Source organism: Serratia microhaemolytica (genome assembly GCF_004011885.1).
In the GTDB taxonomy this organism is placed as follows: Bacteria; Pseudomonadota; Gammaproteobacteria; order Enterobacterales; family Enterobacteriaceae; genus Serratia_G; species Serratia_G microhaemolytica.
In genome coordinates this window covers 22,650-43,134 of record NZ_SBEF01000018.1, presented here as the reverse complement: position 1 = coordinate 43,134, position 20,485 = coordinate 22,650, and the positions used below count along the sequence as shown (strand labels likewise).

Here is a 20,485-nt window from a genome sequence, read left to right as displayed (position 1 = left end):
AGACTTCGGTGAAGTTAAAAAAACGGCGCATTCTATGCGCCGTTTTTTTATTTTTGAGCTACCCCAACACCGCAGTCGTTAAACGTGAAATAGAGCATAGCCGTTGCCGATCATCAAAAATTTCTATCTGCCATACTTGGTTATGACGCCCAACATGCAGTGCCCGGCAAACGCCTCTTACCTGTCCCCCCAATACGGCTCGCATGTGATTTGCGTTAATTTCCAAACCGACCACCTTCTGGTTACCTTCCGTGCAGAGGTAACCGGCAATCGATCCCATCGATTCAGCAAGTACCACCGATGCACCACCATGCAATAAACCAAACGGTTGGGTTGTTCGCTGATCAACCGGCATCACTGCCTCCAGAGACTCTGCGGTAATGTGAGTGAACTCAATACCAACATGGCTAATCATACAACCATCACCAATTTGGTTAAGTTTTTCCAGCGTGATCTCTCGCTTCCAGATATTCACTGCACTATCTCCAGTAATGCCTGTAGTGGATGGCGTAAGCCGTGCCCTTCAATACGCTTCACTTGGCTACGACATGAGTAGCCGCTAGTCAGACAGCGCTGTGCCGGCAACTTCTGTAATACCTGCTGCCAAGAGAGGGCATAAATAGCACGCGAGTTTTCTACATTCACTGTTTCGTGTCCATAAGTTCCCGCCATACCACAGCAACCCACGTTTACATTGACTAGCTTGACACCAAAGTGGGCGAAAATTGCCTGCCATTGTGCCGAGCTGTTCGGCAGTGCCGTAGTTTCGGTACAGTGCCCTAATAGATACCAGCACTCCTCAGTTAGCGGTTGCTGCGTTCCCGACAACAGCGGCTGTAACCACTCATGTACCAATTGTACCTGGAACTGGTTACTCTGCTCAGGCAAAACTTGTTTATATTCATCGCGATAACATAATACCAATGCCGGATCGACCCCTACCATCGGCATATTAAGCCTGGCGACGCGATTGAGTAATTCACTTGTTTTCTTTGCCGTTTTGGCGAAGCGTGCCAGAAAGCCTTTGACGTGCTGTGCTTTGCCATTGGGTGAGAATGGTAACAGCACAGGTTGGTAGCCCAGCCGTTCTACTAAGCGGATAAAGTCTGCCACCACTTGGGCATCGTAATAGCTGGTAAACGGATCTTGTACCACCAGCACCCGCTGTTTCCGTTCGTTATCAGTCAATGCCTCCAACTGCTCCAGCGTCATATTCGCCGCACTATGCCCAGCCAGTTGTTGGCGCAATGTCGGATAAGAAAGTGTTGGCAAATCAACCATGCCAATGGTCGCTTTGCTCAGTTGTTGTAGCCAGGGCTGCTGTAGGAAGAAATTAAACAGCCGTGGTGCTTTCGCCATTAATGGCGTATAGCTTTCGACACTGGCAACAATATGATCACGTACTGGACGTAAATAACGTGTGTGATAGAGCTGTAAGAAACGGGCACGAAACGCGGGCACGTCAATTTTGATTGGACACTGTGTTGCACAGGCTTTACAAGCCAAGCAACCTGACATTGCCTCTTTCACTTCATGAGAAAAATCATATTCCCCTTTCATCGCCCGCCAACTATTGCCCGTTTTCTCCAACAACGCGCGTAGACTCACTTTGGGCTTGGCCAACTGTTTTTCTAACAATAACGGATCGACCCCCTGCTCAGCCAGTAATCTCAACCACTCACGTACCAATGTTGCACGCCCCTTTGGCGAATGAATGCGGTTTGCGGTCACTTTCATTGAGGGGCACATCGGGCTGCGCAGATCAAAATTGAAACAGAGCCCATTGCCATTGCACTCTAACGCGCCCCGGTAGGAGGTGCGTACTGCTAGCGGGATTTGGCGATCAAAGCTGCCACGTTTCACGGCATCGACCGTCATCATCTGCCCATCCATAGTCGCAGGTGGGCAAATTTTTCCTGGGTTGAGGCGGTTAAGGGGATCAAACGCCGCCTTGATCACCCGCAGTTCCTGGTAAAGCGTATCGCCAAAAAATGCCGGGCTATACTCTGCCCGAAACCCTTTACCGTGTTCACCCCACAATAACCCACCATATTTTGCCGTGAGCGCGACCACCTGGTCAGAGAGTTGCTTTAACAATATCTCCTGTTGTGGATCACACATATCTAGCGCAGGACGAACATGCAGCACACCCGCATCGACATGGCCAAACATGCCATAACTTAAGTTGTGACTATCAAGCAACTGACGGAATTCAGCAATATAATCGGCCAGATGCTGTGGCGGAACACAGGTATCCTCAACAAATGGCAGTGGCTTAGCAGCACCTTTGGCGTTACCTAGTAGACCAACTGCTTTCTTGCGCATGTTGTAGATACGTTCGACACTGGCAAGATCATCACAAACTTGGTAGCCAATCACTCCAGCCTGTTGGCTGGTCATTAATTGATCCAACTGCTGGCAAAGTGCAGTGAGCTGCTGGTTAATCAATATCTGATCCGAGCCGGCAAACTCAACAATGTTTAGCCCCAACATCTCCTTCTCCGGCACATCAGTAATAAGATCACGCACGGAATGCCAAACGATATCTTCACGCGCCAGGTTTAAGACTTTTGAGTCAACCGTTTCGACCGAGAGTGCTTTCGCTGCCAACATCAGCGGCGCATTACGTAATGCAGAATCGAAAGAATCATATTTAACGTTCACCAAGCAGCGCACTTTCGGCAGTGGCGTAATATTCAGCGTAGCCTCGGTGATAAAAGCTAAGGTACCCTCAGAACCGGTCAAAATGCGACTTAAATTAAATGTCTGCAAATCATCACTGAACACATGGCGTAGATCATAACCCGTCAGAAAACGGTTAAGCTTAGGAAACTTTTCTAGGATCAATGCGCGCTGTACACGACAACGGTTCAGCACTTGCTGGTAGATGTTGCCTTCGCGTGTCTGTTCTGTCGCGATCGTCTCTGCCAGTGCAGTTGGCATCGCGCGGGTATCAATGATATCGCCACCCAGTAACACCGCTCGCAACGCAATAACATGATCGGAGGTTTTGCCGTAAACCAGAGAACCCTGGCCAGAGGCGTCGGTATTAATCATGCCGCCAATCGTGGCTCGGTTGCTGGTCGAAAGCTCTGGTGAGAAGAAGTAACCAAATGGCTGCAAATATTGATTGAGCTGATCTTTAATCACGCCAGCTTCCACCCGCACCCAGCCCTGTTCCAGATTGATTTCTAGGATCTGGTTCATGTAACGCGACATATCCACCACAATGCCACAGTTTAGCGACTGACCATTAGTACCGGTACCGCCACCTCGTGGGCTGAAAGTCAATGCCTGAAAATCAGCCTGCTGGGCTAAACGAGTCAGTAACACCACATCAGCTGTTGAACGGGGAAAAACCACCGCATCAGGCAAAAGCTGGTAGACGCTGTTGTCGGTCGCCATACTCAGTCTATCCGCATAGCGGGTGGCGACATCCCCCACAAAGCCACTCTGTTTGAGCAAGGACAAAAAATCTAACACCGGTTGAGCAAGGCCCGGAGCCTGACGAATTTGTGGGATCATGGACGTTATGACTCTTCTTCTCTGTTTTTAGATCGACAATTGAGGTCTGCAACCAGACCATCCGTATTCTCACTGCTTCTCACTTAAGGATAAATGCATCGCGCCTCCTCACCGCTATTCGCCTACCTGCCAGCGGAGAAAACGCGCGGCGGTTGATCGGCAATCGGCTTTGCGCACTAAACGCTAACACATTTCGTTTCACTAAGGCAGCCTGGGCTAGAATTATCATTTTCTGCCGGTGAGTTGCTAACAACGCGTGCGATTAACCAAGAAAATTGCCACAATAGCATTCACAACAAGTTACAACTGGATCAATCAGAACATAGCGGATTTTTCCGACACAGGATCAAGCGTACTCATGATACAACCATCACGCCGATACGATTTGCCAACCATTATTTTTGCTGTGCTGTTTATCGCCGCAATGTGCATTACCAGTTTCTGGGTTATTCAACCATTCATTCTTGGTTTTGCCTGGGCTGGCATGGTAGTCATCGCCAGTTGGCCGTTATTGATCAAAATCGAACGCCTGTTATGGGGGCGCCGTTCATTGGCCGTGTTCGTGATGATCTTATTGCTGATTGTGGTGTTCATTTTCCCAATCACATTGTTAATCAATAGCATGGTCGACAATAGTGCCGCCGTTGTCAGTTGGTTCAATACCCCAGGCAAAGTAGCAATCCCCGAGCTGGCCTGGTTAAAAGCAATTCCGATGATAGGTGACAGTATCTATAGCAACTACCACCAGTTGATCAGCACTAATACTTCTACCCTGCTGGCAAAAGTCCAGCCTTATATTGGTAAAACCGTCAGTTGGATGTTCTCACAAGCCGCTCAACTGGGGCGCTTTTTAGTTCACTGTATTCTGATGCTACTGTTCAGCGTGCTACTCTATGCCCGTGGCGAACAGGTGAGTCTGGCGATCCGCCATTTTGCGGTGCGCCTTGCTAATAGCAGAGGTGACGCTGCAGTGCTGCTCGCTGGCCAAGCCATCCGAGCGGTAGCGCTAGGTGTTGTGGTCACTGCGCTGGTGCAATCGGTACTTGGTGGTATTGGCTTGGCGGTAGTCGGAATTCCTGCTGCAACGCTGCTTACCGTACTGATGTTTATCTGCTGCCTAGCACAACTCGGCCCTCTGCTGATTCTGATCCCTGCCATCCTCTGGCTCTATTGGAGCGGTGATACCACATGGGGTACCGTGCTGTTGGTATGGAGTTGCTTGGTTGGCACGCTCGATAACTTTTTGCGCCCAGTATTAATTCGTATGGGTGCCGACTTACCGCTCTTCCTGGTACTGTCTGGTGTGATTGGAGGGCTACTGGCTTTCGGCATGATTGGATTATTTATTGGCCCAGTGGTCCTAGCCGTTTCCTACCGCCTGATCAGCGCCTGGATTGACGAAGTTCCCAAGCCAAATGACCATCAAAATGGCGACTGACTAAAGTCGCCCTCATGGGATACATCGTTAACAAAAAATCTGACCAAGGAGTCGTTATGGAGCGAAGTGTTTTTTATATCTCGGATGGTACTGCAATCACCGCAGAAGCATTAGGTCATGCCGTGCTATCACAATTTCCTATCCATACCACTACTTACACCTTGCCATTTGTCGAAACACCAGCGCGCGCGCACGAAGTTTGCAAACAGATTGATGATATTTACCAACAGACCGGTACTCGCCCTCTGGTTTTTTACTCGATCATCTCGACAGAAGTTCGGCAGATCATCATACAGAGCAAAGGATTTTGCCAAGATATTGTACAGGCACTCGTCGCACCGCTACAGTCGGAGCTGGGCATCAATCCGATCGCAGTAGCAAACCGCACTCACGGCCTGACAGAAAGCAACTTAAGCAAATATGACGCTCGTATCGCGGCGATTGAATACACCTTGGCACATGATGATGGCATTTCACTACGTAATCTGGAGCAAGCACAGGTGATCCTACTAGGGGTCTCTCGTTGTGGCAAAACGCCGACCAGCCTCTATTTGGCGATGCAATTCGGTATCTGTGCTGCCAACTACCCGTTTACCGCCGATGACATGGATAATCTCTGCTTGCCGGCAGCATTAAAACCATTCCAGCATAAGCTATTTGGCCTAACCATCGATCCAGAACGATTGATCGCTATCCGGGAAGAACGGCGAGAAAACAGCCGTTATGCCTCAGCACGCCAATGCCGCATGGAGATCTCAGAAGTAGAAGCACTATTTCGTCGCCATCAGATCCGCTATCTCAACACCACCAACTACTCAGTAGAGGAAATATCGACTAAAATCTTGGACATTCTAGGCATGAGCAGAAGAATGTTCTAAAAAATATCGCCCTCTGCGCACGAAAGGAAGACACAGCACTGATCACGTCTGTTCACGTGCGCAGTCTCACACAGTGACGGGAAAGATCCATTTCGCATAAAAAATTATATATAATTCGATTTCCATATAACCAAGCCTATCGTCAAACTGTTACGATGCTCGAGTTGTTGCACGTCACTGCATCAATAACCTCATGAATAAAAAAGAGAATTGGAGAGACCGGGATGAATTTACCGCTCGTATTGAACGTGCTGGTTTTTACTGCTTTGCTACTACTGTTGGCACAAACTCGCCACAAGCAGTGGAGTCTGGCAAAAAAAGTGTTAGCTGGGCTGATACTGGGTGTGGTGTTTGGTTCACTACTACAGTTGATCTACGGCGCAGAAAACCCTGTGTTAAAGGAATCGATAGGTTGGTTTAACATCGTCGGCAATGGCTATGTACAACTGCTACAAATGATCATCATGCCATTGATCTTTGCCTCTATTTTGAGTTCTGTCGCTAAACTGCACAACGCCTCTTCCCTCGGCACCATCAGCCTACTGACACTCGGCACACTGTTATTTACCACCTTCATTGCGGTGTTAGTCGGTGTCTTAGTTACCAATCTGTTCGGCCTGACCGCCGACGGCCTGGTGCAAGGAAGCCAAGAAACTGCACGCCTCTCAGCGATTAACAATAACTACGTCGACAAAGTTGCCAATCTCAACATACCACAACTGATTTTGTCGTTTGTACCGAAAAATCCTTTTGCTGATCTGACCGGAGCCAAACCAACCTCAATCATCAGTGTGGTGATTTTTGCCACTTTTCTTGGTATTGCCGCGTTACAACTGTTGAAAGATGATCAACCCAAAGGCGAACGCGTGCTCGCTGCGATTGATACCCTGCAAGCATGGGTGATGAAGCTGGTGCGTTTGGTAATGAAACTCACACCTTATGGTGTCATGGCATTAATGACCAAAGTCGTCGCCAGTTCCAACATTCACGAAATCGCGAAATTAGGCAGTTTTGTTGTTGCCTCTTACCTTGGCTTGGCGTTGATGTTCGTTGTTCATGGCCTGTTACTCAGCGTTAGTGGAGTAAACCCTCTCAAATTCTTCCGTAAAATCTGGCCAGTACTGACTTTCGCTTTTACCAGCCGTTCCAGTGCTGCCACCATCCCACTTAATATTGAAGCGCAGACGCGTCGTCTTGGTGTCCCTGAGTCGATCGCCAGCTTTTCTGCCTCGTTTGGTGCAACTATCGGTCAAAATGGATGTGCTGGGCTCTATCCAGCGATGCTCGCAGTGATGCTGGCACCAACAGTGGGTATTAACCCGCTTGATCCGGTTTGGATTGCAACGTTGGCCGGGATTGTCACTATTAGTTCCGCCGGTGTTGCCGGTGTCGGTGGCGGTGCAACTTTCGCAGCACTGATCGTTCTTCCCGCGATGGGGTTACCGGTGACACTGGTGGCGTTATTAATTTCAGTCGAGCCGCTGATTGATATGGGGCGAACTGCACTGAATGTAAGTGGTTCGATGACCGCCGGAACCATCACCAGTCAACTGATGAGGCAGACCGACAAGCAGATTATGAATAGCGACCAAGAGCACCAACTGACTCATCACTCATAACCTGGCGATAACTTGATTGCTTATAGGTATAGGCATCGACGACTGATTGTCGATGCCTGTTTGATGTGATAGCGACTACTTTAAGTACTCACCAGAACGCAGTGCCGCGATGCGTTTGTCCAACGGTGGGTGTGTCAGAAACAGCTCGCTGAATGACTTGCCTTTACCGTTAATACAAAACGCCATCATGCTGCCCGCTTCTTGTGGCTCATAGCTGGTCTTCAGCCGCTGTAGTGCGGCGATCATTTTTTCACGCCCCACCAGCTTAGCGGAACCGGCATCAGCATGAAACTCACGATAACGCGAGAACCACATGGTAATAATGCTGGCCAAAATACCGAACACCAACTCCAGCACCATCGATATGGCAAAGTAGATCATCGGGTTGCCACCACTTCCTTCGCCCTCACCATCACGGTTGCTCAGGAACGCAGAAGCTGCTTGGGCAAGAATACGCGAAATGAAAATAACAAAGGTGTTAAGTACGCCCTGTAGCAGGGTCATGGTTACCATATCACCATTAGCAACATGGCTGATTTCATGGGCGATCACCGCTTCAGCTTCATCACGACTCATGTTTTGCAGTAAACCGGTACTCACAGCAACCAGTGAAGCATTGCGACGCGCTCCAGTAGCAAAAGCATTAATATCAGGTGCATGATAGATTGCCACTTGAGGCATAGTGATGCCGACTTGTTGTGACTGGCGACGCACAGTTTCTAATAGCCAACGCTCCGTCTCATTGCGTGGATTTTCGATCACTTCTCCACCCACCGAACGCAATGCCATCCATTTAGACAGCAGCAATGAAACAAAAGCACCACCGAAGCCAAACAGTGCGGCCATGATCATCAAACCTTGCACACTACGTGACTGGATCCCCGTCAGGCTGAGTACCAGCCCGAAAACCAACATCACTGCCAAGTTAGTGAGCAGGAATAGAGCTATACGCATCATAGAATGTTTACTTCCTCATAAATGTTAACAACACAATGTGCAGATACCCTGATGGTATGGGTATTTGTCAGTTTTTCAAGTCATTCAGCAGTATCTTCCACTAACCATAGATAACTTTACCAAACTGTCACCCTTCTTCACCGTTAATCAGATAACGAGCGATGACTATTGAGTTTTCTGGCTAAAAGAGGCCAGCACCGAGCCTAGCATATAGCGCTCTACAAATTATATACCTAAAGTGTTGCAGTCGATGCTGAAGTGAACAATAAGGGACAACGTGACAAACAGAGTGAACTTGACCAGGATAACAGAGAGAACAGCAGGTTAAGAAGAATAAATAGTAGGACATTGCTTGAAGCTGGCGGTGAGAGAGGGATTCGAACCCTCGATACACTTTCGCGTATACACACTTTCCAGGCGTGCTCCTTCAGCCACTCGGACATCTCACCGCTTAGCAGCACGTCACTGTGCTCACTGCGGCGCTACTATAGAGAGAGCTCATTGAGTGGTCAAGTCTATTTTTGCTCTCGACCACTCGGTTGCTTGCATCACAACCAGCAACAAACTGGCCTATCCGGAGCGACTGCTGTCTGCTGGCGAGAGACAAACCCGTTAAAGCGTTTTTACTGGAATGGCAGATGGTTCTACAAACTGCTGTTTTAACTCTTGTTTACTTTTCAGCACCAGTTCGCCATCAGTATTAATCGTCATATGTTGTGCGTCAGTATTATGCATTGCCTGCCAGAGCATTACCGCTTGCAGGCAACTCTCTTTCTGTTCTGCGGTTAATGCAACACCATCACCCCACTTACCTAACTCAACCGCCCGTGCCAAGCGCTGATAGATTTCTGGTGTCATTGAGGCAATCAACTCTGTGACTTGCATATTGTTATCCTATGTTCTTAACCTGCTATCTGTTCGCCCGTTTCACTATCCACAAAGCTTAACGCCGCTGAATTGACGCAATAGCGCTCTCCGGTCGGTTCCGGGCCATCGGGGAACAGGTGCCCCAAATGTGCATCACAGCTTCCACAACGGATCTCGATACGTCGCATATTATGCGAATAATCTTCAAGATAATGAATGGCATGCTCAGAAACTGACTGATAAAAGCTTGGCCAACCACAACCTGCATCATATTTGTTTTCAGAATAAAACAATGGAGCACGGCAGCAGAGACAATGATAGACCCCCTCACGCTGGTTGTGCAGCAACTTACCCGAAAATGGTGCTTCGGTACCGCCATCTTGCGTCACATAATGCTGAATTTCGCTCAATGCTGCCAGTGAGATGTCACCGTTTGGTTGGTTAGCCATCTGTTCGCCTCCTCAAAGCAAGATCGGGTAATTAAGGGTACAGGATCAAGTTACCCATGTTATGATTGTTGCGTCAAGTGTAAATGAGACGTGAAAAGCAGTCGCACCGCCTAGGCTACGATTTGATTTGTCGCAACTCTTGACACGATTCCGCTTGACGCATGACAAGGTTTTTGTAATTTTACGCCCAACCTTTTTATTCACTAACAAAATAGCTGGTGGAATATATGACTATCAAAGTAGGTATCAACGGTTTTGGCCGTATCGGTCGCATTGTTTTCCGTGCTGCTCAGGAGCGTTCTGACATCGAGATCGTGGCAATCAACGATCTATTAGATGCTGATTACATGGCTTATATGCTGAAGTACGACTCAACCCACGGCCGCTTCAATGGTAAGGTTGAAGTGCAAAATGGGCATCTGGTTGTCAATGGCAAAACTATCCGTTGTACCTCAGAGCGTGATCCAGCAAACTTGAAATGGAATGAAGTAGGGGTCGATATTGTCGCTGAAGCTACCGGTCTGTTCTTGACCGACGAAACTGCACGCAAACACATCGCGGCAGGCGCCAAAAAAGTGGTACTGACTGGTCCATCTAAAGATGACACACCAATGTTCGTGATGGGTGTAAACCATAACAGCTATGCTGGGCAGGACATCGTCTCTAACGCCTCTTGCACCACCAACTGCTTGGCACCTCTGGCAAAAGTGATCAACGACAAGTTCGGTATTGTTGAAGGCCTGATGACAACCGTTCACGCCACCACAGCAACACAAAAAACCGTTGATGGTCCATCACAAAAAGATTGGCGTGGTGGTCGCGGTGCGGCACAAAACATTATTCCATCTTCCACCGGTGCAGCTAAAGCCGTTGGTAAAGTTATTCCTGAACTGAACGGCAAACTGACCGGTATGGCTTTCCGCGTACCAACCCCGAATGTTTCTGTGGTCGATTTGACTGCACGTTTGGCAAAACCGGCTAGCTACAAAGAGATCTGTGCTGCAATTAAAGCAGCGGCTGAAGGCGAGCTGAAAGGTGTTCTTGGTTACACCGAAGATGAAGTGGTTTCTACCGATTTTAACGGTGAAAAACTCACTTCAGTGTTTGATGCCAAAGCCGGCATCGCGCTAAACGATAACTTTGTCAAACTGGTCTCTTGGTACGATAATGAAACCGGTTATTCGCATAAAGTTCTTGATTTAGTTGCTCACATTGCCAAGTAATCAGCTAGCTGGTAACAGCACACCGTCTGGTACAGCAACGTAAACAACGCTGCCACTACCAGAGAAAATGGGGTAGTTCTTCTGCCCCATTTTTTTGTAACCCGCGCGTACTGCCAACCGCAATTCAGCATTCCCCGTCAACTGCAACAGCCATCATTGTTATCATTTTCATTACCAGGTTAGACACCGACCGCTCGTCAAAACTACTAGCAACCGACAACCACTGAGCATTTCGAGCACAGGAAGGGGAACTGGCATAGCTCTGGGCGATTCACTGCTGACAGCAGCATATTTTTTCCACTCTATTTAGCCGTTGATTTAAACTGTGCCAGCTCCAGGCCGGTCCATCCATAAAAGGTAACCATATGAATAATAAAATCTTCAACTTACCTGTTCTGCAACAACTCACTCCGGTGATCTCCTTGTCTCAGCAAGATGAGTTGCCAATCCTAGTGATTTCACATGCTAAATTCCGTGCTGCTATTGCACTGCAAGGGGCTCATTTACTCAGTTGGCAACCTTCAGGGCAACAGGATGTGATCTGGTTAAGCGAAAAATCAGTGTTCAAACACGGTGTCGCTATCCGAGGCGGGATACCAATCTGTTGGCCGTGGTTTGGCCCAGCCCAACAACCGCAACATGGCTTCGCGCGTACCTCGACTTGGCAACTTATCTCTCATGACGAAGACAGTGACCAGGTTTCACTCACTTTGATGTTGCAAGATAATGCGCAAACCCGAGAGTATTGGCCGCACAGTTTCACGCTGCTGGCCGATTTTACTTTCAGTGAACAATGCAGCATCAAGTTAGCGTCACAAGGCAACTATCACGCCTATGCTGCGCTACACAGCTATTTTCGCATCGGGGCAATTGAGCAGATCACCCTTGCCGGTTTAGGCAACCAGTTTATTGATCAACTGGCGCAAGGGACATTAAAAGCACAACATGGGGAATTAACAATTAAGGGGCGAATTGATCGTATTTATACTCAGGCCAACACAGCCACAGTGATCAACGATCCCTCATTACGGCGCAATATTGAAATCCATCACCAGCAGATGAGTGATGTGGTCGTCTGGAACCCGGGTGCAGAGTTAGCTGAGCACATGGCCGACATGACAAATGATGGTTTTAATCAAATGGTGTGTGTTGAAACAGCCCGTATAAACACCCCATTGATTGCCGATGATAGCCAACCAGCACATCTAGCGGTAAATATCTGCACGCAGAAAATACCACCAACCTAGTCGACTGCCGCATCAACTTGGTGTGTTCAGTGAGTGGATGCGGCGACTTTCGACATACCATAAACTAAAAGTGATAGGTTATCCCGGTCCACAGCATACCCGAGAAGGTGTGATCAACCATTGGGCTATTTTTGATTTCACTTGCCAAACGGGTATAACGCCCAGTAAAGAATGCAGCCCAATTGGCATTGATACGGTAATTGATCATCACTTCTGCATAAGGCGACCAACTATCACTGGGTTTGTAAGCTGCAAATCCACTGCGGCGTGCTTCGTGATGAGCCACTCCAAAGTAATACTGGTTCTGATTAGCACTGTTCCAGTTCACGCCAATACCGGGCACAACCATCCAGGCACCAGATTGATAGCGCCGAATATAGGCAATATCGCCGACCCATCCGGTACTCTGCCTTAGTGTATCCACAGTCAAGGTACTACGCAGACTGCCCCATGCGGCATGATGTGCATAAGAGAAACCCGCCATAACGGTACTACGACGTCTATCTAACAACTTCATGCGCTGGTCATCGCTTTCTTGCGGTTTAAAATTCAGTGGTGAATAGAGCGCTATGACACTCAACTGATTCTGCTGAGTACGCCATAAATTGTAACCGACCAGCAGGGTATGAAAATGGAAGTCATCACTGACATAGTTCACAACCGGCATAGGAAAAACACGATTTTGATAACCACGATAAGGCTTTGGTGTCACCAGTGCCGACACACCGATTGACCATTGTCCGGCCTCGGCACCCTGCATAATTAGCAACGAGGAAACTATCACTGGCAGTGCATTAAACTGAGATATCTTCACGGGCGTTCCCCATAAATCCAATAAAGATTAATGAAATAGCTCACGCCAAGCGGCGTTTTTGTAGCAGAAATTTACAATAAAAAACAGTGTCAGTAAGTGATTGAGCAAGAAAAAATCAACCCCCTGCGTTGCTCTGGTTCAGATTTTTGAAAATCGCTGCAAATAAACCCGTTAGCCATCTATTACTACTCGGACACTACACGAAGTTAACGAACCATTGTCTACAGGCAATTTTCCTGCGCCTAACTAAGATTAACCCAGAAGGTGAATTTATGCTTAGTCCAGTAGCCAGAATAAACAGCTCGCCATTAATGGCCTATCGAGTTGACGGTACTCTTACTGCGCTTCGGCATGACCTGTCACTTTTGGGGATCAAAACATAAACGCCAGATCATTTTTCAACCTGTGCTAGTAACGAAAAGACGGGCATCGACATGAATATATTTGACCACTATCGCCACCGCTACGACGCAGCCAAGGAGGAAGAGTTTACACTGCAGGAGTTTCTTACTATCTGTCGCCAGGATCGCAGTGCCTACGCCAATGCAGCGGAACGTTTGCTAATGGCCATCGGCGACCCCGTTATGGAAAATACCGCGCTCGAACCGCGTCTCTCTCGCCTATTCTCTAACCGAGTGATCGCGCGTTATCCCGCATTTGAGGAGTTCTATGGTATGGAAGAGGCTATCGAACAGATAGTCTCTTATTTGAAACATGCCGCACAAGGTCTGGAAGAGAGAAAACAGATCCTGTATCTGCTTGGGCCGGTCGGTGGTGGTAAATCCTCACTTGCCGAACGCCTGAAAGCGCTGATGCAGTTAGTTCCAATTTATACCTTAAGCGCTAACGGCGAACGTAGCCCGGTTAACGATCATCCATTGTGTCTGTTTAATCCACAGGAGGATGGCCGTATTCTTGCGCAAGAGTACAACATTCCGGCGCGTTATCTTGGCACCATTATGTCTCCTTGGGCGGCCAAGCGACTGCATGAATTTGGTGGCGATATCTCCAAATTCAAAGTAATAAAAATCCACCCATCGATACTGGAGCAGATCGCGATTGCCAAAACAGAGCCGGGTGATGAAAACAACCAAGATATTTCGACCCTGGTTGGTAAAGTTGACATTCGTAAGTTGGAAAAGCACGCACAAAATGATCCCGACGCCTATGGCTACTCGGGTTCGCTCTGCCGTGCCAACCAAGGGATGATGGAATTTGTCGAAATGTTCAAAGCGCCAATCAAGGTGCTCCATCCACTGTTAACCGCAACCCAAGAAGGCAACTATAACGGTACTGAAGGGATCTCTGCATTACCATTTAGCGGCATCATTCTGGCGCACTCGAACGAATCAGAGTGGGTGACATTCCGTAATAACAAAAACAATGAGGCTTTTCTCGATCGTGTTTACATCGTCAAAGTCCCCTACTGCCTGCGTATTTCCGAAGAGACGAAAATTTACGACAAACTACTTAACCACAGTGAATTGAGCCAAGCGCCAAAAGCACCCGGCACGCTGGATACTTTGGCACGCTTCGTGATCCTTTCACGGCTAAAAGAGCCTGAAAACTCAAGCATCTACTCAAAAATGCGCGTCTACGATGGGGAAAGTCTGAAAGACATCGATCCCAAGGCAAAATCGTACCAAGAGTATCGCGACTATGCCGGTGTTGATGAAGGTATGAGTGGCCTGTCGACACGCTTTGCTTTTAAGATCCTGTCGCGTGTTTTCAACTTTGACCACACTGAAATTGCTGCTAACCCGGTTCATCTGTTCTATGTGCTGGAGCAGCAGATTGAGCGTGAACAGTTCCCGAAAGAGATAGCAGAAAAATATCTCGAGTATCTCAAAGGATATCTGATCCCGAAATATGCTGAATTTATTGGCAAAGAGATCCAGACTGCCTATCTTGAGTCCTACTCTGAATATGGACAGAACATTTTTGATCGCTACGTCACCTATGCCGACTTCTGGATCCAGGATCAAGAGTATCGTGATCCTGATACTGGACAGCTCTTTGATCGCGAAGCGTTAAATGCCGAGTTAGAGAAGATTGAGAAACCTGCGGGCATCAGCAATCCCAAAGATTTCCGCAATGAAATTGTCAACTTCGTGCTACGTGCTCGTGCTAACAACAACGGCCGCAATCCAAACTGGACCAGTTATGAAAAACTGCGCACGGTAATCGAAAAGAAAATGTTCTCCAATACTGAAGAACTACTGCCAGTCATCTCTTTCAATGCGAAAACCTCTACCGAAGAGCAGAAGAAGCATGATGACTTTGTCTATCGGATGATGGAGAAAGGATACACTCGTAAACAGGTTCGTCTACTGTGCGAATGGTATCTGCGCGTAAGAAAGTCTTCATGATCATCGTGTTGGAAAACTCACTGACGCCCTGTTACCAGGGCGCTTTTCAGTTGCTGATCAACTGGCAACAGGCTGCTAAACCATTGGCAACGTTATCGGGGGAAGGATATGGCACATTTTATTGATCGTCGACTGAATGGCAAAAACAAAAGCATGGTCAACCGCCAGCGTTTTTTGCGCCGTTACAAATCGCAGATCAAACGCTCAATTTCTGACGCCATCAACAAGCGCTCAGTGACAGATGTTGATAGTGGCGAATCTATTTCAATTGCTAATGGTGATATTAGTGAACCGATGTTCCATCAAGGCGCTGGTGGTCGACATCACCGTGTTCATCCAGGCAATGATCAGTTTGTACCTCGTGATCGTATCGACCGCCCACAAGGCTCAGGTGGTGAGGGAAGTGGTCAAGGTAGTGCCAGCCAAGATGGTGAGGGAAAAGACGAATTCATCTTTCAGATCTCCAAAGACGAATATCTGGATCTGCTGTTTGAAGATTTAGCGCTACCCAATCTGAAAAAAACCGAGTATCAACAGATGACCGAATTCAAAACACACCGCGCCGGTTATAGCACTTATGGTATTCCGGCTAATATCAGTGTGATTCGGTCATTACAGAACTCATTAGCTCGCCGTACCGCAATGACCGGAGAAAAGCGCCGCCTGCTACATCAACTTGAAGATGAACTCACACTATTGGAAAACAGTGAACCGGCACAGTTACTAGAAGAGAAGCAACTACGCAAGGAAATTGCCGAATTACGTAAAAAAATTGCCCAGGTGCCATTTATCGACACCTTTGATCTACGCTACAAAAACTATGATCGCCGTCCTGAACCCTCAAGCCAAGCGGTGATGTTCTGCCTGATGGATGTCTCTGGTTCGATGGATCAACCAACCAAAGATATGGCAAAGCGTTTTTATATTCTGCTCTACCTATTTCTGAGCCGAACCTACAAGAATGTTGAAGTCGTCTACATCCGTCACCACACTCAGGCTAAAGAAGTCGATGAACAGGAGTTTTTCTACTCACAGGAGACTGGCGGCACCATTGTCTCTAGTGCACTAAAGTTGATGAGTGAAATTATCGCTCAACGTTACGATCCGGTTCGTTGGAACATCTACGCTGCCCAAGCGTCTGATGGTGACAACTGGGCCGATGATTCACCCTTGTGCTATGAGCTACTAAGCAAAACTATTTTGCCGCTTACGCGTTACTACAGTTATATTGAGATCACGCATCGTGCGCATCAAACGTTGTGGCGCGAATATGAAAGTCTGCAAGCCAAATTTGAAAACTTCGCCATGCAACATATTCGAGAACCCGCAGACATTTACCCAGCGTTTAGAACATTGTTTCATAAACAAACCGCTCAGCGCGGATAACACTGGCATAAATCCGCCGTAGAACAGAATGATGAACAAAGAGAGTGAGCCTAATCAACCATAAAAAATAACTTGCAACTACGCCATCATTGACTAGTTTTATTACTAAAGCCCAATTAACCAACTTGATAGAAAGGTATTTCCATGTTGAAAAAAGCACTGTTGTTATCCGCCATCACACTCAGTGTTACTGCCTTCACTGTTTCAGCAGTGGACAGCGTGGCAATTCATAAAGAAGCGGCAGAGAAACATGAAGCGGCAGCTAAATATCACAAGAAAGCAGCCAAGCATCACAAAGATGCCAGCAAGCATCATAAGAAAGCTAACCCTGCCAACAAAGATGCAGAGCAAGCGGTCCAAAGCTCCAAAGATGCTTATCAAAAGTCACTAGCCGCCGAGGCAGCGAGTAAAAAATTGCAGCAGTAACACCATGAGTGTGATATTACTGATCGCCCGAACAAACTGTTAGGTACTCTTCTTGGTGGGCTATCATCAGCCACACCAAGTTTGACTTTTACTGAAAAATATTTGCTAGCTGTAACTTTGTCACCAAAATGACGCTTTTTACTACTGGTGACGGGTTTTGCTTTTTTCTAAGAAAAAGATGTAGCTATACAGATAATTAACGTTATGCCGTTTGAGCATGATTCAAAACCCATCGTTAAGGATAAGAGAATTTCCATTATTTTACTTTTTCATTACATTTAGAATAACTTTAAGTAACATCAAGGAGTTATAAGTTTTATTATTGAAACCTTGCTCACCAATCCGCCCCTCACTAACCATTAATGACTGACACAAACCGCAATATCCGCAGTTTGTGAAAGCGCTCGTAGTAGCTAATCTTATAAATGCAAGCATTATCTATATAACGAGAGGTCACTATGTTAAAACTTGCCCAACTACTACTTATCTCTGCTTTAGCGTTTTCTCCTGTTGTCGCTATTGCAAATTCAGCAGTCATTTACATCACCGCGGAAGTTCTGGATCCAGAGAGTGAAAGAGGAAAAGCACTAGTAGCGAAACTTGCAGAGGAAGAAAAACAAAATCAACGAAAGAACATCTCAGCGAAACTGCCTAACTTAGAACAAAAAAACGCCACGAACAACCAACACAAGGGGGAAAAGAGCAGCACTGGATCATCTGACAGCAAATTACTTGATAAAAAATCAGCAGAATAGAGATAGCATGTGGCCAAACAATAACGAAAGAGCGCAGAATGATGGAACTTATCGAATGAAAAGCCCAGCATAGGGTGCTGGGCTTTTTTATACCGACTGCTGTGTGGCTAAGAAAAAATTAAACTCACTGATATAAAAATAAAAAATTCTAGCGAATCTTCACCCCAGGCGCCGGTGCCCTGGGGTGCCGACAACTATCAGCCAGTGATTAGAAAATATTAGCCGTGGCTACGCAGGTACTCATCCATATCGGTTTTCAGGTTATCCGATTTGGTACCAAAGATAGCCTGAACACCAGAACCGACCACCACCACACCAGCGGCGCCCAGCTTCTTCAGCGCATCCTGATTGACCTTCGTGACACTAACAACGCTAACGCGCAGACGGGTAATACAAGCATCTAAATTGGTGATGTTCTCTCTGCCACCAAATGCTGCCACCAATGCCGCTGACATTTCAGAACGACTCTGAGCTTGTACCTCTTCGGTGTTCTCTTCACGGCCAGGCGTCTTCAGATCCAGCTTCGTGATCAATACGCGGAAAATCACATAGTAAAGCAAGCCATAAGCCACACCCACTATCGGGAACATCCAGATATTAGAGCTATTACCACTTAGGATAATAAAATCAATCAGGCCATGTGAGAAACTGGTGCCATTACGCATATCCAGCAGGATACAGATTGGGAATGCCAAACCGGCCAAGATAGCGTGGATCACATACAAGATTGGCGCAACAAACATGAACGAAAATTCGATCGGTTCAGTAATACCGGTCAGGAACGAAGTCAATGCTGCTGAAAGCATGATGCCGCCCACTTTGGCACGATTCTCTGGTTTTGCAGAGTGCCAAATCGCTATTGCTGCCGCAGGCAGGCCGTACATTTTGAACAGGAAGCCACCCGCCAATTTACCCGCAGTTGGGTCACCGGCAATGTAGCGCGGGATATCACCTCGGAATACCTGCCCTGCTGCATCGGTAAATTCACCAATCTGGATCTGGAAAGGCACATTCCAGATATGGTGCAAACCAAACGGTACCAAACTACGTTCAACCACACCGTAGATCCCAAACGCCAGCACCGGATTCTGATAAGCCGCCCACTGCGAAAACTTCTGGATCGCTGCACCAATTGGTGGCCAGATAAAGGCTAATGCTACCCCGACCAGAATTGCCGCGACACCTGAAATAATCGGTACAAAACGTTTACCGGCAAAGAAGCCCAGATACTCTGGCAGTTGGATACGGAAGAAGCGGTTAAACATATAAGCGGCTATTGCACCCGCAATAATCCCCCCTAGCACACCGGTATCAGCCAAATGCTGGTCGGCTATCTCCTCCGGCGATATCCCCAACACCAGCGGTGCTACAACCGAAGTGGTCTTCACCATAATGCCGTAAGTGACGACCGCAGCCAAAGCTGACACACCATCATTATTGGTGAAACCTAATGCAACACCGATGGCAAAAATCAATGGCATATTGGCGAACACTGAACCGCCCGCTTGCGCCATAACATGAGAAACAACCGCTGGCAGCCAAGTAAAGTTGGCGGAACCGACACCGAGCAGGATACCTGCTACAGGCAACACGGAAACCGGCAACATGAGCGATTTGCCCACTTTTTGCAGGTTTGCAAATGCATTCTTAAACATAATCGAATCTACTCCTAAGTGATAAAGCTTTGCTGCTTCCAGCAAGCGACGAAACTCGCCAGAGGGGAGCGTTTCAAGCTGCCTGAATCTCCCTTTGTATTTTTACACAGGGTAAAATAAATAGCTCGAACAATGTTTGATTGCTGTCACGTTTCAACAACTGCAAAAATCAGAAGTTAAGCTCATTTATTCTACTATGGCAAAACTATCAAGCTGTGTTAATTCACTGGATGACCTATTGTCATATAACACAACTCACCTCAATCTGCTCACTTTCTAATGATATCAAGCTGCACATCCCATCGGTTTCAACACAGCAACCGGAAACAGCTTGAACACAGATCCGGCAATAGCCTGTTCTGTTTGTTGATTAAAGTACAAAACATCAACCACCGCGCGAGTGATATTTGCCAAGCGCGGACATCAACAAAAAAGCGTAAAAAAATGTGACCCACTCACCAAAGCGACAGAGTGTATCACCGGAAAAACTGAAAAAATAGCCATCGTTTTCAATGCAATCTTGCTAATCAATCACCCGTGGACACGACATCCCTTTTGCCCGCTACAGATCGCTATTCGCAGTAAGGTCGCTATAACCGCAACCGAGAATAGCGCTAGCTGCTACTATTCACTGTCACCCTAAACAATACACCGAACGAACCATTCATCTGCCCAGTCACTCATCACTCACCATCAATAATCCGATCCGATCGCTGACACGCACTGATTGATTGTTATAGGAGTCACAAGTACTTTTCAGGCTGGCAACGCGTTCTCAGTCCGAAAACAATGACACAATTATCCCGCTCGCCAACATGGCTCAATCGCATGCATAAAATTAAGGGTAGACAATTTTCGCGTTTTAGCACTTGAACCT

Annotated in this window: 17 protein-coding genes and 1 tRNA gene; 10 read left to right on the top strand and 8 right to left on the bottom strand. The window is 47.3% G+C overall.

Annotated features, from left to right (window positions below; genetic code table 11):
- Window positions 1-58: 58 nt before the first annotated feature.
- On the bottom strand, window positions 59-415 hold the full coding sequence (locus EOJ37_RS07850; RefSeq protein ID WP_162473669.1) for a hotdog fold thioesterase: 357 nt from the start codon (window positions 413-415) through the stop codon (window positions 59-61).
- Window positions 416-471: 56 nt separating this feature from the next.
- On the bottom strand, window positions 472-3,525 hold the full coding sequence (ydiJ, locus tag EOJ37_RS07845; protein ID WP_127959377.1) for a D-2-hydroxyglutarate dehydrogenase YdiJ: 3,054 nt from the start codon (window positions 3,523-3,525) through the stop codon (window positions 472-474).
- A gap of 358 nt (window positions 3,526-3,883) precedes the next feature.
- Between ydiJ and ydiK the strand changes: the two genes are divergently transcribed.
- The 3 genes from ydiK to EOJ37_RS07830 all read left to right on the top strand — a co-directional run bounded on the left by ydiK (window position 3,884) and on the right by EOJ37_RS07830 (window position 7,460).
- Entirely contained in the window at window positions 3,884-4,963 is a 1,080-nt protein-coding gene (gene ydiK, locus EOJ37_RS07840) for an AI-2E family transporter YdiK (protein ID WP_127959376.1), read from the top strand.
- Window positions 4,964-5,019: 56 nt separating this feature from the next.
- Window positions 5,020-5,841, top strand: coding sequence for a posphoenolpyruvate synthetase regulatory kinase/phosphorylase PpsR (gene ppsR / locus EOJ37_RS07835; RefSeq protein WP_127959375.1), 822 nt, complete (start codon window positions 5,020-5,022; stop codon window positions 5,839-5,841).
- 224 nt (window positions 5,842-6,065) lie between these two features.
- The gene (locus EOJ37_RS07830; protein ID WP_127959374.1) at window positions 6,066-7,460 is read left to right on the top strand and encodes an L-cystine transporter; all 1,395 of its coding nucleotides are present in this window, start codon (window positions 6,066-6,068) and stop codon (window positions 7,458-7,460) included.
- A gap of 75 nt (window positions 7,461-7,535) precedes the next feature.
- Here EOJ37_RS07830 and htpX read toward each other — a convergent pair whose 3' ends face one another.
- The 4 genes from htpX to msrB all read right to left on the bottom strand — a co-directional run bounded on the left by htpX (window position 7,536) and on the right by msrB (window position 9,733).
- A complete protein-coding gene (gene htpX, locus EOJ37_RS07825) occupies window positions 7,536-8,417 on the bottom strand; it encodes a protease HtpX (protein WP_127959373.1) in 882 nt (293 codons plus the stop codon).
- Between the two features lie 359 nt (window positions 8,418-8,776).
- Window positions 8,777-8,866 (bottom strand) — tRNA-Ser (locus tag EOJ37_RS07820).
- 163 nt (window positions 8,867-9,029) lie between these two features.
- Window positions 9,030-9,302 (bottom strand): YeaC family protein, encoded by a 273-nt coding sequence (locus tag EOJ37_RS07815; protein ID WP_127959372.1) that lies wholly within the window; start codon window positions 9,300-9,302, stop codon window positions 9,030-9,032.
- Window positions 9,303-9,319: 17 nt separating this feature from the next.
- On the bottom strand, window positions 9,320-9,733 hold the full coding sequence (gene msrB / locus EOJ37_RS07810; RefSeq protein WP_127959371.1) for a peptide-methionine (R)-S-oxide reductase MsrB: 414 nt from the start codon (window positions 9,731-9,733) through the stop codon (window positions 9,320-9,322).
- A 227-nt stretch (window positions 9,734-9,960) separates the two neighbouring features.
- On the opposite strand from msrB, the gene gapA reads away from it, so the two are divergent.
- Both gapA and EOJ37_RS07800 read left to right on the top strand, forming a co-directional pair.
- Entirely contained in the window at window positions 9,961-10,956 is a 996-nt protein-coding gene (gapA, locus tag EOJ37_RS07805; protein WP_162473668.1) for a glyceraldehyde-3-phosphate dehydrogenase, read from the top strand.
- A gap of 365 nt (window positions 10,957-11,321) precedes the next feature.
- On the top strand, window positions 11,322-12,203 hold the full coding sequence (locus EOJ37_RS07800) for a D-hexose-6-phosphate mutarotase (protein WP_127959369.1): 882 nt from the start codon (window positions 11,322-11,324) through the stop codon (window positions 12,201-12,203).
- Window positions 12,204-12,267: 64 nt separating this feature from the next.
- On the opposite strand, the gene EOJ37_RS07795 is transcribed toward EOJ37_RS07800, so the two are convergent.
- Window positions 12,268-12,963 (bottom strand): MipA/OmpV family protein, encoded by a 696-nt coding sequence (locus EOJ37_RS07795; protein WP_127959400.1) that lies wholly within the window; start codon window positions 12,961-12,963, stop codon window positions 12,268-12,270.
- Window positions 12,964-13,451: 488 nt separating this feature from the next.
- On the opposite strand from EOJ37_RS07795, the gene EOJ37_RS07790 reads away from it, so the two are divergent.
- From EOJ37_RS07790 to EOJ37_RS07775, 5 genes are all read left to right on the top strand, one after another.
- Window positions 13,452-15,386: a PrkA family serine protein kinase gene (locus EOJ37_RS07790; RefSeq protein ID WP_127959368.1), complete on the top strand. Its 1,935-nt coding sequence runs from the start codon at window positions 13,452-13,454 to the stop codon at window positions 15,384-15,386.
- Window positions 15,383-15,511: a hypothetical protein gene (locus tag EOJ37_RS14965; protein WP_276318275.1), complete on the top strand. Its 129-nt coding sequence runs from the start codon at window positions 15,383-15,385 to the stop codon at window positions 15,509-15,511. Before EOJ37_RS07790 ends, EOJ37_RS14965 begins: the two co-directional genes overlap by 4 nt.
- On the top strand, window positions 15,495-16,772 hold the full coding sequence (locus EOJ37_RS07785) for a YeaH/YhbH family protein (RefSeq protein ID WP_127959367.1): 1,278 nt from the start codon (window positions 15,495-15,497) through the stop codon (window positions 16,770-16,772). The genes EOJ37_RS14965 and EOJ37_RS07785 overlap by 17 nt, the downstream gene beginning before the upstream one ends.
- A 147-nt stretch (window positions 16,773-16,919) precedes the next feature.
- A complete protein-coding gene (locus EOJ37_RS07780) occupies window positions 16,920-17,198 on the top strand; it encodes a hypothetical protein (RefSeq protein ID WP_127959366.1) in 279 nt (92 codons plus the stop codon).
- Window positions 17,199-17,656: 458 nt separating this feature from the next.
- On the top strand, window positions 17,657-17,953 hold the full coding sequence (locus tag EOJ37_RS07775) for a hypothetical protein (RefSeq protein ID WP_127959365.1): 297 nt from the start codon (window positions 17,657-17,659) through the stop codon (window positions 17,951-17,953).
- 218 nt (window positions 17,954-18,171) lie between these two features.
- On the opposite strand, the gene ptsG is transcribed toward EOJ37_RS07775, so the two are convergent.
- On the bottom strand, window positions 18,172-19,608 hold the full coding sequence (gene ptsG / locus EOJ37_RS07770; RefSeq protein WP_127959364.1) for a PTS glucose transporter subunit IIBC: 1,437 nt from the start codon (window positions 19,606-19,608) through the stop codon (window positions 18,172-18,174).
- Between the last annotated feature and the right edge of the window lie 877 nt (window positions 19,609-20,485).

Excerpts from the sequence above, each read along its gene's own strand:
- EOJ37_RS07795 (WP_127959400.1), bottom strand. The coding sequence starts at position 12,963 with ATGCAGGGTGCCGAGGCCGGACAATGGTCAATCGGTGTGTCGGCACTG.
- EOJ37_RS07830 (WP_127959374.1), top strand. The coding sequence starts at position 6,066 with ATGAATTTACCGCTCGTATTGAACGTGCTGGTTTTTACTGCTTTGCTA.
- EOJ37_RS14965 (WP_276318275.1), top strand. The coding sequence starts at position 15,383 with ATGATCATCGTGTTGGAAAACTCACTGACGCCCTGTTACCAGGGCGCT.
- gapA (WP_162473668.1), top strand. The coding sequence starts at position 9,961 with ATGACTATCAAAGTAGGTATCAACGGTTTTGGCCGTATCGGTCGCATT.
- ydiJ (WP_127959377.1), bottom strand. The coding sequence starts at position 3,525 with ATGATCCCACAAATTCGTCAGGCTCCGGGCCTTGCTCAACCGGTGTTA.
- htpX (WP_127959373.1), bottom strand. The coding sequence starts at position 8,417 with ATGATGCGTATAGCTCTATTCCTGCTCACTAACTTGGCAGTGATGTTG.
- EOJ37_RS07785 (WP_127959367.1), top strand. The coding sequence starts at position 15,495 with ATGGCACATTTTATTGATCGTCGACTGAATGGCAAAAACAAAAGCATG.
- ptsG (WP_127959364.1), bottom strand. The coding sequence starts at position 19,608 with ATGTTTAAGAATGCATTTGCAAACCTGCAAAAAGTGGGCAAATCGCTC.
- msrB (WP_127959371.1), bottom strand. The coding sequence starts at position 9,733 with ATGGCTAACCAACCAAACGGTGACATCTCACTGGCAGCATTGAGCGAA.
- ydiK (WP_127959376.1), top strand. The coding sequence starts at position 3,884 with ATGATACAACCATCACGCCGATACGATTTGCCAACCATTATTTTTGCT.
- EOJ37_RS07775 (WP_127959365.1), top strand. The coding sequence starts at position 17,657 with ATGTTAAAACTTGCCCAACTACTACTTATCTCTGCTTTAGCGTTTTCT.
- ppsR (WP_127959375.1), top strand. The coding sequence starts at position 5,020 with ATGGAGCGAAGTGTTTTTTATATCTCGGATGGTACTGCAATCACCGCA.
- EOJ37_RS07850 (WP_162473669.1), bottom strand. The coding sequence starts at position 415 with ATGATTAGCCATGTTGGTATTGAGTTCACTCACATTACCGCAGAGTCT.
- EOJ37_RS07815 (WP_127959372.1), bottom strand. The coding sequence starts at position 9,302 with ATGCAAGTCACAGAGTTGATTGCCTCAATGACACCAGAAATCTATCAG.
- EOJ37_RS07800 (WP_127959369.1), top strand. The coding sequence starts at position 11,322 with ATGAATAATAAAATCTTCAACTTACCTGTTCTGCAACAACTCACTCCG.
- EOJ37_RS07790 (WP_127959368.1), top strand. The coding sequence starts at position 13,452 with ATGAATATATTTGACCACTATCGCCACCGCTACGACGCAGCCAAGGAG.